The organism is Shimia aestuarii, assembly GCF_900114635.1.
GTDB lineage: Bacteria > Pseudomonadota > Alphaproteobacteria > Rhodobacterales > Rhodobacteraceae > Shimia > Shimia aestuarii.
Map to the genome: position 1 here is coordinate 735,561 of NZ_FOTQ01000001.1, position 12,040 is coordinate 747,600.

The window sequence follows — 12,040 nt, forward strand, 5'->3', positions numbered from 1 at the left end:
TCGTCCTCCTTGTTCAGCGGCCCCAATAGAGCCGCATGGGGTTATCCACGAGCAGTTTTCTCTGTTGCTCAGGTGTTCGCGCGATTTTCGGGATGTAATCGACCAATGCCCCGTCATCGGGCATGTGTGATTTCATGTTCGGATGCGGCCAGTCTGTGCCCCACAGGACCCGGTCCTCGAACCGGTCGACAATGGCTTGATAAAACGGAATGACATCGTCATAGGGCGGACCCGCCTTGGTCAGGCGTTCCGGGCAGGTCACCTTGGTCCAGATATTCTCATTCTCTGCCATCAGGTTGATAAACCGTTCGAAATCCGGGTGTTCCACGCCTTTTTCCACGTCCGGGCGGCCCATGTGATCGACCACGATGATACCCGGCAACTGTTTCAGGAACGGCTCCAGCTCCTCAAGATCGGCGGCCTCGAAATAGACCACGATGGACCAGCCGAACTCCTGGATCCTCTCGGCAATGCCGATGAACACCTCTTTGGGCGTGGCATCCACAAGCCGTTTGACAAAGTTGAAGCGCACCCCGCGCACCCCGGCCTCGTGCATCTCGGCAAGTTCCTCGCGGGTGACATCCGCCCCCACGCTTGCCACCCCGCGCGCCAGGTCCCCGGCAGCCCGGCAGGCATCGACCATGGCCCTGTTGTCCTTGCCGTGGCAGGTGGCCTGCACGATCACGTTGCGCGAAAACCCCAGGTAATCACGCAGCTCGAACAGCTTGTCCTTGCCCGCATTGCAGGGTGTGTACTTGCGCTCGGGCGCAAAGGGAAATTCCGGGCTCGGCCCGAAGACGTGGCAATGCGCGTCCACCGCTCCCTCGGGCAGCACGAAATCCGGCTTTTTGGGGTTGGGGTGAAACACCAGCCAATCCGCGTCCATGACCTGCTCACTCATGCGAACACCTCTCCATCCATCAATTTCCGCGCCGTGCGCAGGATCGCCGCCTCGCGCACCGCACCAACACCGTCCAGCGTCACGACCACCGTCATTTCTCCCGTCGGGTGCTCCACCGCGAGATGACGCACTGCCCCCTCGCCACGCGCCGCGAGGTCAAAGGCCACCGACCCGTCGATCAGACAAGCGGTCGCCACGCTCACCGCGCCCAAGACGCCAATTGTCTTGTGGCACCGATGCGGAATAAACGTCCGCGTGCCAATCGCCCCACCGTCGCGTGACGCGCTCACCATGGTCATCTTCGGCACCGACTTCTTGGAGACATCGCCCAGATTCATCAGCGGCCCACAGGCCAGCCGGATCGCCTCCAGCCGGGCGCGCAATTCCGCATTTCCTTCAAGCGCCTCCGGCCCCTCTTTGCCGGTAATCCCCAATTCCGCCGCGCGCAGCACAACGCAGGGCATGCCATTGTCGATCATCGTGACGGCCACGCCCTCGACCTTGTCCACAGCATTTCCTGTCGGCAGCAGTGCCCCACAGGACGACCCCGCCGTATCCTTGAAGGCCAACGGCACCGCCGCCGCCGTCCCCGGTACGCCATCAATCCGCGCCGCTCCGGCATAGGACACCACGCCCCCCGGCGTCGCCACCCGCGCCACCGCAACCTGTCCGGTATTCTCCATGTAGATCGTGACCGGCGTCTCGTCGCCCTTCACCCCGACCAACCCACGCTCAATGGCAAAGGGGCCAACCCCGGCCAGGATATTCCCGCAATTCTGCGCATCCGTCACGATCGCCTGATCCACGAAGACCTGCAAAAACAGGTAATCCACATCCACGCCTTCGCGCTCAGATCGCTTCACCACCGCAACTTTCGACGTCAACGGATCGGCCCCGCCCATGCCGTCGATCTGGCGGGTATCGGGCGACCCCATCACGCGCAGCAGGAACGCATCCCGGTCTTCGGGCAGATCATCCGCAAGGAAATACCCGCCCTTGGACGTCCCCCCGCGCATCCACATGCACCGCACGCCTCCGCTCATCCCAATACCTTCTCTTCATTTTGCCGGAAATACTCCGGGGGTGTGGGGGCAGCGCCCCCACGCGGTCGGATCGCGCCAGCGATCCGAAACCCCTCAGACGTATTTCAAACCCTTCTCGGCCAGCCGCGCCCGCATCTCATAGATATCAAGCCCCAGCTCACCCGCTTCAAACCGCGCCCGCTTGGCCGCCTCGTTGGCCTCGCGCTCACGCGCCTTTTCCAGCACCTCCGCCGCGTCCTCGCGGCGCACCACGCAGACCCCGTCATCATCGGCCACGATGATGTCTCCCGGATTGACCAGCGCGTCGGCACAAACCACCGGCACATTCACCGATCCCAGCGTTTCCTTGATCGTTCCCTGCGCAAACACGGCCTTGGACCAGACAGGGAAATCCATCTCGCTCAGGTCGCGCACATCCCGCACCCCGGCATCTATGATCAACCCGCGACAGCCCCGCGCCTTGGCCGAGGTCGCCAGCAGGTCCCCGAAATACCCCGCATTCGACGGCGTGATCGTGCCCAGCACCATCACGTCGCCTTCCTGCAACTGCTCGATCGCCACATGGATCATCCAATTGTCACAGGGCGGGGCAAGGATCGTCACTGCAGACCCGGCAATCCGCGCGCCCGCATAGATCGGGCGCATGTAATCGGCCAAAAGCCCCTTTCGCCCCTGCGCTTCGTGAACCGTGGCCACGCCACACTCCGCCAGTCCGTCAATGATCGATTGATCGGCGCGTTCGATTTTCTGGACGACAACGCCAGTGGTTCCCGCCTGATAGGTCATTCCAACTCATCCACCGTGCGGGGAAAGATCGTCTGGAATCCTTCGGCATATTTCGCCGCGCGCCCCCCGGCCATCCCGCCCGAGTTGCGACGGAAATGGTTGGCCCGGTTTTCGGCCACGTTCTTGTAGAAGTTCCACAGGTGCTCCTGCCCCTGCATGCACTGAATCGCGGCCCATTTCTTGTCCCAGACGTCCGTGATGTCGAGAAACACACTCGGCTTCCATTCCATCTGTTCGGTCTGGTGCGGCTCGAACAGGTAAAGCTGCGGCGCGCCGAGAACCTTCTGTCCCGGGTTATGCCCCCAGGCCTGCGCGATCATCCGGCATTCCAGCGCAAATTGCGTCGTGTTCATGTGGTCCGTGTTGTAAGGGTCCCACTTGGAATGGCTCATCATGAATTTCGGCTGCACTTCGCGGATCACGTCCACCATGCGGTCCTGCGTCTCGCGGCCCAGATCGAGCGGGTAATCGCCGACGTCAAAGAATCGGATGTCGTTCACACCCAGCGCCGCAGCCGCGTTTTCCGCTTCTTCCCGGCGCGCGGCCTTGACCCGCTCAAGCGTCATGCCCTCCTGCTTCCACAGCTTCGCGCTTTCCCCGCGCTCGCCATAGGACAGGCACACAACCGTCACCTCGTATCCCTTTTCCTGATGCAGCGCGATCGCGCCCCCGGCGCGCCAGACGAAATCGGCGGAATGCGCACTGATCACTAGCGCGGTTTTCTTGTCGGACATGTCCTGATGCTCCAAGCGTTTTCGTGATTGCCTCCACCCTACATCCTCATCCCAGCTATTGCCTATTTCGAAATCAGTTCCCAATATAAGGTTATGCTATAGAGGCCCACATGCAGACTGGCTTTCCAAACATTCGCCACATGCGCGTCTTCCTCGAAGCGGCCCATACCGGCTCGGTATCCGCTGCGGCCGAACGCTGCCACCTCTCCCAGCCCGCCGCGACACAGGCCATCACCCGGCTGGAAACCGATCTTGGCACCCCGCTCCTGATCCGCCGCCGTCAGCAGTTTGCGTTGACCCCATGTGGTGAAGCCTTCGAGAAACGCGCCACAGCAGCGCTCAAGCACCTGTCTGACGGCGCGCGCGCCGCGTTGCGCAGTCAGGGCAAAACCAGCCGCCGTCCCACCTTCGACCGCGCCGTCACGGCGGCCCAGCTGCGCACTCTCATCGCCATCGCCAACACCGGCAGCTTTACCGTCGCCGCGCGCCATCTCGACCTGTCTCAACCGACCGTGCACCGCGCCGCACGCAGCCTCGAAGCCCTCGCGGGCGTCCCCCTCTTCACCGCCCGCCCGTCGGGTGTCGCGCTGACCCCCGCCACCGAGGCTTTTGTGCTTGGGGCCAAGCTGGCTCAAGCAGAAATCCGGCAGGGCGTCGAAGAGATCAGCCGCGAACTGGGTGAGGATCAGGGGACATTTGTCCTTGGCAGCCTGCCCTTGGCGCGCACATCCATCGTCCCAAAGGCGATCCACGCCATGATCTCGGCGACCGCCGGCGTTCAGATCCGTGTCGTCGACGGGCGCTACCCGGAACTCTTGCGCTCCCTGCGCGAAGGCGATCTCGATTGCCTGATCGGCGCATTGCGATATCCGCCCCCGGCGGATGACATCACCCAGACCCTTCTGTTTCGCGACGCGCTGGCCATCGTTGCGCACCCCAACCACCCGCTCGCCGGGCGCTCCAACCTGAGGCTGGAGGATACGCTTGCCTACCCGTGGATTGCCCCCCCCCGCGAAACACCTGCCGGGCAATACCTGTTTGACACGCTGCGCATTCATGAACGCGACCAAACCCCGGTGCGTGTGGTCTCGTCTTCGATGGTCACGCTACGCGGCATCCTCTCGCAAGGCGATTACATTTCCATCGTGTCCCGCCACCAGATCAGCGTCGATGAATCCCTCGGCATGATCACCGCGCTCGATATCCCGCTCGAAGGCCATTACCGCGACATTGGCCTCACCACTCGCAGGGACTGGCGCCCGACGGAAACACAGGCTCAATTCATTGATTACCTGCATAACTTCAGCCACCTGCCCGAGGACGAGCCCGCGCGTGACTGACAGCTACATAGCTTTTTTCAATACTGCCCCAGTCAATTGAATTGGCCGCACGGGGCGCGGAAATGCTAGCAAGGTGCGAAACTCAAGGAGACTGTCGCCCGTGCCCCCCAATCCCCCGAAACTCGCGTTCATCGGATTTGGCGAAGCAGCGCAGGCTTTCACGCGCGGATTGCGGCAGGAGATGGCGACGCTGGCCATCTCTGCCTTTGACATCAAGACAGACGGGCCAGAGGCAGCAGCCAAAAGGGCCGATTACACCGCCGCCAACGTACAGGGCGCCGAAAGCAGCGCCACCGCAACCCTCGGCGCGGACCTCATCTTCTCACTCGTCACTGCCGATCAGGCAGAGGCAGCCGCCAAGGCTGCGGCCTGCTGCGATCTCGACGGCGCGCTCTATCTTGACGGCAACAGCTGCGCTCCCGACGCCAAACGCCGCGCAGCACAAACCATCAAGGGCGCAGGCGGGCGCTATGTCGACTTGGCAATCATGACCCCGGTGCAACCGCACCTGCACAAATCCCCCTGCCTTCTGGCTGGCCCAGATGCACAAGCCGCGCAGGAAATCACTCGCGCCCTTGGCATGGAAACCAAGCTTGCCGGGCAGGACATCGGCGCAGCTTCTACCCGAAAAATGGTGCGTTCCATCATGATCAAGGGGCTCGAGGCGCTGACGCTGGAATGCTTCCTCGCCGCGCGACAGGCCGGGGTCGAGCACCACATCCTCGCCTCGCTTGAAACCAGCTTTCCCGGTTTCGACTGGCCAACCCGCGCGCCCTACATGATCGAACGCAGCCTGACCCACGGCCTTCGCCGCGCCGCCGAAATGCGCGAGGTGGCCCAAACCGTCACCGACCTTGGCCTTGACCCGCTCATGGCCACCGCCACCGCCGCGCGCCAGCAACAGATGGGCGACCTTGGCCTTGATGCCGCATCCATCGGCACGGACAATCTCGCCGCGCTCACCGACGCCATTCTCGCCGCGCTTGCGGCCGAGCAACCCTAAGCGAACAGGAGGCCCGCCATGGCCATCAAAAAAGACTACGAGGACATTCCCGGCACGTTTGTCTTTGATGCCGACCGGGGGCGCGAGGGCTACCACCTCAACCAGTTCTGCATTTCCCTGCGCCTGCAAAAGAATCGCGATGCATTCAACGCCGACGAAGAAGGCTATCTCGACGCCTACCCGATGACGCCCGAACAGCGCGATGCGGTGCTCAAACGCGAATGGAACCGCCTTTTGGAACTGGGCGGCAATATCTACTACACCAGCAAACTTGCCGCCAATGACGGCATCAACTTTCAGGATCTGGCGGGCATCATGACCGGCATGGGCCGCGAGGCCTATCGCGACATGATGCTCAACGGCGGCCGCTCTCCCGAGGGCAACCGCTACCAATCCGAATGGGACGAAAAGGAAACCGACTGATGGCCCGTATCACAGCCGGCGTGGGATGTTCCCACGTGCCCGCCATCGGTGTCGCGATGGACACCGGGATCACCGACCAACCCTATTGGCAGCCCGTGTTCAAGGGCTTTGAAAAATCCCGCGAGTGGATCAAGGAAAAGAACCCGGACGTCATTTTTCTCGTCTACAATGACCATTGCACCGTCTTTGACGCCTCCTGCATCCCGACTTTCGCCCTGGGATGTGCTGCCGAGTTCGCCCCGGCGGACGAAGGTTGGGGCCCGCGCCCGGTGCCCGTGGTCAAGAACCATCAGAAGATGGCCAGCCACATCGCCCAGTCGCTGATCTTGGATGAGTTTGACATCACAATCATGAACGAGATGGAGGTCGATCACGGCCTGACCGTGCCGCTCTCGGTGATGTATGGCGACAAGACCCCCGAGGACGAATGGCCCGCGCTGGTCATCCCGCTCTGCGTCAACGTGGTGCAATACCCCGCCCCGACCGGCAACCGTTGCTACAACCTTGGCAAAGCCATCCGCCGCGCGGTCGAGAGCTTTGACGAAGACCTCAATGTCGTGATTTTCGGCACCGGCGGCATGAGCCACCAGTTGCAATACAAACGCGCCGGGTTGATCAATCAGGAATGGGATACCGCCTTCCTTGACCGGCTCACCTCCGACCCCGTCGGCCTCTCGCAGATGCCGCACGTTGAATACCTGCGCGAAGCAGGTTCCGAAGGGGTCGAAATGGTCATGTGGCACGTCATGCGCGGTGCGCTTGATGACGACGTGACCGAAGTCCACCGCCATTACCACGTCCCGGCCTCCAACACTGCCGTGGGCCATATCATTCTTGAAAACAAAGCAAGCTGAGGACCAATCCCATGAGAATCTGCGTAGCAGGCGCATACGGCGCCTTTGGTATCAAACATCTCGACGCGTTGGCCGCGATTGACGAGGTCACCGTGACCTCGGTCATGGGTCCGACCAAGGCCAAGATCGAAGCCCTCGCCGCCGAGCGCGGCATCCCCCACGCCGCCACCACGCTCGACGAATGCCTCGCCCGCGATGACGTCGACGCTGTGATCCTCGCCACGCCCACGCAAGTGCACGCCGAACAGGCCATCGCCTGCATGAAGGCGGGCAAGCCGGTGCTGATCGAGATTCCCATGGCCGACTCGCTGGAAGACAGCAAAGAGATTTGCCGCGTGCAAAAGGAAACCGGTGTGCTGGCCATGGCCGGACAGGTGCGTCGTTTCAATCCCTCGCATCAGTGGATTCACAACAAGGTCGCGGCGGGTGAGCTGAAGATTCAGCAGATGGACGTGCAGACCTATTTCTTCCGCCGCTCCAACATGAACGCCAAGGGCGAACCGCGCAGCTGGACCGACCACTTGCTGTGGCACCACGCCTGCCACACCGTCGACCTGTTCCAGTACCAGACCGGCGAAACCGCCAGCCAGGCGTTTGGTCTCGAAGGCCCCCACCACCCGGAACTGGGCATCGCCATGGACATGGCCATCGGCATGAAAACCCCGTCGGGCGCGATTTGCACCCTGTCGCTGTCGTTCAACAATGACGGGCCGCTCGGCACCTTCTTCCGCTATATCTGTGACAACGGCACCTATATCGCGCGTTATGACGACCTTTATGATGGCAACGAGAACCCGATTGATCTTTCGGACGTGGCCGTCTCCAACAACGGGATCGAGCTGATCGACCGCGAATTCATCGCCGCGATCAAGGAAGGGCGCGAACCCAACGGCACCGTGCACGATGTGCTCGACGCCATGCGCACACTGGACCGGATCGAACAAAGCTTCGCGTGATCCCGCTTCAATCCGCAGCAAGCCAGAGGTCGCCCCGGGGCGGCCTCTTTTCTTGTGGGCACCGCGCTTTCGCCCTAGCCTGACCAGTATCAACGACTGATGCCGAAGGTTTCCGCCATGCCCAACATCGTTTTCATCGCAACCAGCCTTGATGGTTTCATCGCTGACAAGAACGGCGGCTTGGACTGGCTGGAAAGCGTTCACAACCCGGATGGCGACGACGGCGGCTTTGCCGCCTTCATGGAACGCGTCGATGCCGTGGTCATGGGGCGGGTCACGTTTGAATCCGTGGTCGGGTTCGGCGTTGGCTGGCCCTATCCCAAACCCGGCCTGATCCTCTCCAGCGCCCTGACCACCGCCCCCGTGGGCTTTGAGGACCATGTCCGCTTTGCCAGCGGCACACCCGCCGAAATCACCCGGATCGCGCGCCAGCTCGGCTACGAAACACTCTATATCGACGGCGGCGCCACGATTCAGAACTTCCTGCGCGATGATCTTATTGACGAGGTGATCATCACCGAGTTCCCATTGCTGCTTGGCGATGGCACCCGTCTTTTTGGCCCGCTCGATCACCCTATGATGTTTGACCTCGTGGGCACTGCAACGATGCGCGGGCAACTCCTGCAAAAACGGTATCGTCGCAAACGCTCCGGCTGAGCAGCGGGAAACAGCGCATCCTGCCCCGTCACGCAAGCGTTTCTTGACGCAAATTGGACTCGCTTTCTACACTCGAGATATGGCGCCCCCGAACGCGCCTGACAGAAAAGGAGGTCCGCAATGCATCCCGATCTGAAAGCCCGCCGTCGCATGGTGATCCATGCGTCCCGTGCCTACTTGGTGGCTGACCTGTCCCTGCGCCGCGCACTCGAAGACGCGCGCGTTCTTGTCCCTGACGTGATTGACCACAATGTCTGGCGCATCGGCCATCCCGGCTCGCGCATCCGCCGCCTTTACGACGAACGCCACCGCGCGATGGAGCGCATGGAGGTCGCCCGTCTGAAGCTCGACCTCGCCCGCCGTCGCCTGATGGAGCGCCGCAGCCCACGCCAAGTGCTGGCGATCACCTATTCGGGTTAAAAGAACCGCACATGGCATCACGCGTCGATTACACAGCGCGCAATGCCACACACACAGACATATTTAGCCGCTCACCCGCATTTCGAATGGCCGCAGCTCATGCAGGTCATGCAGCCTTCGACCATCTGCAGATCGAACTGACCACAGCTCGGGCAGGCCTTGCCGCGCGGCGCTTCGCCTACGGCCATCACCTGCGCCTGCGGGTCGGATTTGAGCCCCATGCCCTCGCCTTCGATGAACCCGATGGCGATCATGTGGCGCTCGATCACGCCGCCAATCGCGGCGAGGATCGACGGGATGTATTTCCCCTCCATCCACGCCCCGCCGCGTGGGTCGAACACCGCCTTCAGCTCCTCGACGACGAAAGACACATCCCCCCCACGCCGGAACACCGCCGAAATCATCCGGGTAAGCGCCAGCGTCCACGCGTAATGCTCCATGTTCTTGGAGTTGATGAACACTTCGAACGGGCGGCGATGGCCATTGATAATCACATCATTCACGGTGAGGTAAATCGCGTGCTCGCTATCGGGCCACTTGAGCTTGTAGGTCGCGCCCTCCAGCGACTGCGGCCGCTCCAGCGGCTCGGACATATAGATCACTTCCCCTGAATCCGCGACGTGATCGGCGGGGTTCTCGCCCGGCGCCTGATCCTCTTTCTCGCTCACGGCAAGAACCGATCCAGTCACATCATTGGGACGATAGGTCGTGCAGCCCTTGCAGCCCGTATCCCATGCCTGCATGTAGACATCCTTGAACGCGTCAAAGCTGATGTCCTCGGGGCAGTTGATCGTCTTGGAAATGGACGAGTCGATCCATTTCTGCGCCGCCGCCTGCATCCGCACATGGGCCGACGGCTCCAGCGTCTGGGCGTTCACGAAATACTCGGGCAATTCGCGCTCGCCAAACTTGTCGCGCCACATCTGCACCGCGTAATCGACCACTTCTTCTTCAGTGCGCGATCCGTCTTTTTGGAGCACCTTGCGCGTATAGGCATAGGCAAAGACCGGCTCGATCCCCGACGAGACATTCCCGGCATAAAGCGAGATCGTCCCGGTCGGCGCGATCGAGGTCAGCAGGGCGTTGCGGATGCCATGCTCGGCAATCGCCGCCTTCACGTCTTCATCCATCTGCGCCACCAAGCCGCCCGACAGGTATTTCTCCTTGTCAAACAGCGGGAAGGCACCCTTTTCCTTGGCCAGCTCCACCGACGCCAGATAAGACGCCCGCGCAATCGCCTTCATCCAGGTTTCGGTCTGCGCCGCCGCGTCTTCGCTGCCATAGCGCAGCCCCAGCATCAGCAGCGCATCCGCCAGCCCGGTCACACCAAGACCGATCCGCCGCTTGGCCTGTGCCTCGGCGGCCTGTTCGGGCAGCGGGAATTTCGACGCGTCCACCACGTTGTCCATCATCCGCACGGCCGTGGCGACCAGATCGCTCAGCTCCGCTTCATCCAGCGCCGCATCGCCCTCAAACGGGTTCTTCACCAGCCGCGCAAGGTTGATCGACCCCAGAAGGCAGGCGCCATAGGGCGGCAGCGGCTGTTCACCACAGGGGTTGGTGGCCGCGATGGTCTCGACATAGTTGAGGTTGTTCATCGCGTTGATCCGGTCGATGAAAATCACCCCCGGCTCGGCATAATCATAGGTCGACTGCATGATCTTGTTCCAAAGATCACGCGCCTGAACCGTGTGATACACCTTGTTGCCGAACTTGAGCTCCCACGGTCCATCCGCCTTGACCGCCTCCATGAAGGCGTCCGTGACCAGCACCGACATGTTGAACATGCGCAGGCGGGCCGGGTCGGATTTCGCGGTGATGAACTGCTCGATATCCGGGTGGTCACAGCGCATCGTCGCCATCATCGCGCCGCGACGGCTCCCGGCGCTCATGATCGTGCGGCACATCGCGTCCCACACGTCCATGAACGACAGCGGGCCAGAAGCATCCGCCGCCACCCCCATCACATCCGCGCCACGCGGGCGGATCGTGCTGAAATCATAGCCGATGCCGCCGCCCTGCTGCATGGTCAGCGCGGCCTCTTTCAGCATGTCGAAAATACCGCCCATGCTGTCGGGGATCGTGCCCATCACAAAGCAGTTGAACAGCGTCACGTTGCGCGCCGTACCCGCTCCGGCGGTGATCCGGCCTGCGGGCAGGTATTTGAAATCTTCAAGCGCGGCATAGAATCGCTCTTCCCAGACCTCGGGTTCTTTCTCCACCTTCGCCAGATCCCGCGCGATCCGGCGCCAGCTATCCTCGACACTCAGGTCAATCGGCGCGCCATCGGCCTTTTTGAAACGGTATTTCATGTCCCAAATTTGTTCGGCGATTGGGGCAGCAAATCGGCTCATGCGGGGATCCTCGGTCGGTGGTCTGGCAGTTTTGGTAGCAAGCGGGATACGCACCCGAAGGCGCGGAGATACACAATACCTTGAATGCCGACCCAAATCCACTACCATATGCGCCCTATTCTGTGGGGGACTCTGTGGATAACTTCGTGAATCTGGTGAAATTGTCAGTCGGCTCGGAAAGCGTCGAGACCCTCGCCGACTGGCAAGCGACTCGCGCCGCCCAGAGCGATGACGGCCTGCCCCGCCACGTCACCCGCATGTGGCCCAAACGCGAGGCCGAAATCCTGCGCGGTGGTTCGATCTACTGGGTCATCAAGGGCGTGATCCAGTGCCGCCAGCGCATCCTGCGCCTGGACGAGGTGATCGGTGCGGACGGCATCCGCCGCTGCGCCATCGTACTCGACCCCGAGCTCCACCGCACCGTCTCGGCTCTCAAACGCCCCTTCCAGGGCTGGCGCTATCTCAAACCCGAAGACAGCCCCTCCGACCTGCCGAAATCACGTGAAACCGATGATACCCTGCCCGATGACCTCAACCGGGCCCTCGCTGAAATCGGGGTTCTCTAAGCC

The 12,040-nt window shown here is 62.0% G+C and carries 13 protein-coding genes; 8 read left to right on the top strand and 5 right to left on the bottom strand.

Features of this window, described 5'->3' with window-relative positions:
• Positions 1-13: 13 nt before the first annotated feature.
• The 4 genes from BMZ35_RS03750 to BMZ35_RS03765 all read right to left on the bottom strand — a co-directional run bounded on the left by BMZ35_RS03750 (position 14) and on the right by BMZ35_RS03765 (position 3,464).
• Complete coding sequence (locus BMZ35_RS03750) at positions 14-901, bottom strand: amidohydrolase family protein (protein ID WP_242654685.1); 888 nt, start codon at positions 899-901, stop codon at positions 14-16.
• A complete protein-coding gene (locus tag BMZ35_RS03755) occupies positions 898-1,944 on the bottom strand; it encodes a 4-oxalomesaconate tautomerase (protein WP_093090998.1) in 1,047 nt (348 codons plus the stop codon). The genes BMZ35_RS03750 and BMZ35_RS03755 overlap by 4 nt, the downstream gene beginning before the upstream one ends.
• A gap of 93 nt (positions 1,945-2,037) precedes the next feature.
• The gene (locus BMZ35_RS03760) at positions 2,038-2,730 is read right to left on the bottom strand and encodes a 4-carboxy-4-hydroxy-2-oxoadipate aldolase/oxaloacetate decarboxylase (RefSeq protein ID WP_093091000.1); all 693 of its coding nucleotides are present in this window, start codon (positions 2,728-2,730) and stop codon (positions 2,038-2,040) included.
• Complete coding sequence (locus BMZ35_RS03765; protein ID WP_093091002.1) at positions 2,727-3,464, bottom strand: PIG-L deacetylase family protein; 738 nt, start codon at positions 3,462-3,464, stop codon at positions 2,727-2,729. The genes BMZ35_RS03760 and BMZ35_RS03765 overlap by 4 nt, the downstream gene beginning before the upstream one ends.
• Before the next feature lie 110 nt (positions 3,465-3,574).
• On the opposite strand from BMZ35_RS03765, the gene BMZ35_RS03770 reads away from it, so the two are divergent.
• The 7 genes from BMZ35_RS03770 (at position 3,575) to BMZ35_RS03800 (ending at position 9,117) form a co-directional block, all read left to right on the top strand.
• The gene (locus BMZ35_RS03770; RefSeq protein WP_093091004.1) at positions 3,575-4,804 is read left to right on the top strand and encodes a LysR family transcriptional regulator; all 1,230 of its coding nucleotides are present in this window, start codon (positions 3,575-3,577) and stop codon (positions 4,802-4,804) included.
• A 100-nt stretch (positions 4,805-4,904) separates the two neighbouring features.
• Positions 4,905-5,807, top strand: a complete 903-nt coding sequence (locus tag BMZ35_RS03775) for an NAD(P)-dependent oxidoreductase (protein ID WP_207502890.1) — start codon at positions 4,905-4,907, stop codon at positions 5,805-5,807.
• An 18-nt stretch (positions 5,808-5,825) separates the two neighbouring features.
• Positions 5,826-6,230 carry a protocatechuate 4,5-dioxygenase subunit alpha gene (gene ligA / locus BMZ35_RS03780; protein WP_093091006.1) on the top strand — a complete coding sequence of 135 codons (405 nt, stop codon included), beginning with the start codon at positions 5,826-5,828 and terminating at the stop codon, positions 6,228-6,230.
• Positions 6,230-7,084: a class III extradiol dioxygenase subunit beta gene (locus BMZ35_RS03785; RefSeq protein ID WP_093091008.1), complete on the top strand. Its 855-nt coding sequence runs from the start codon at positions 6,230-6,232 to the stop codon at positions 7,082-7,084. Before ligA ends, BMZ35_RS03785 begins: the two co-directional genes overlap by 1 nt.
• Positions 7,085-7,095: 11 nt before the next feature.
• Positions 7,096-8,040, top strand: a complete 945-nt coding sequence (locus BMZ35_RS03790; RefSeq protein WP_093091010.1) for a Gfo/Idh/MocA family oxidoreductase — start codon at positions 7,096-7,098, stop codon at positions 8,038-8,040.
• A 117-nt stretch (positions 8,041-8,157) separates the two neighbouring features.
• Positions 8,158-8,697 carry a dihydrofolate reductase family protein gene (locus tag BMZ35_RS03795; RefSeq protein ID WP_093092546.1) on the top strand — a complete coding sequence of 180 codons (540 nt, stop codon included), beginning with the start codon at positions 8,158-8,160 and terminating at the stop codon, positions 8,695-8,697.
• Between the two features lie 120 nt (positions 8,698-8,817).
• Positions 8,818-9,117 carry a hypothetical protein gene (locus BMZ35_RS03800; RefSeq protein WP_093091012.1) on the top strand — a complete coding sequence of 100 codons (300 nt, stop codon included), beginning with the start codon at positions 8,818-8,820 and terminating at the stop codon, positions 9,115-9,117.
• Positions 9,118-9,188: 71 nt separating this feature from the next.
• Here the strand turns inward: BMZ35_RS03800 and BMZ35_RS03805 are convergent, their stop codons facing one another.
• Positions 9,189-11,471: an adenosylcobalamin-dependent ribonucleoside-diphosphate reductase gene (locus BMZ35_RS03805; RefSeq protein WP_093091014.1), complete on the bottom strand. Its 2,283-nt coding sequence runs from the start codon at positions 11,469-11,471 to the stop codon at positions 9,189-9,191.
• Positions 11,472-11,605: 134 nt separating this feature from the next.
• Here BMZ35_RS03805 and BMZ35_RS03810 point away from each other — a divergent pair, with 134 nt between their 5' ends.
• Positions 11,606-12,037, top strand: a complete 432-nt coding sequence (locus BMZ35_RS03810) for a DUF1489 family protein (RefSeq protein WP_093091016.1) — start codon at positions 11,606-11,608, stop codon at positions 12,035-12,037.
• Positions 12,038-12,040: the final 3 nt, after the last annotated feature.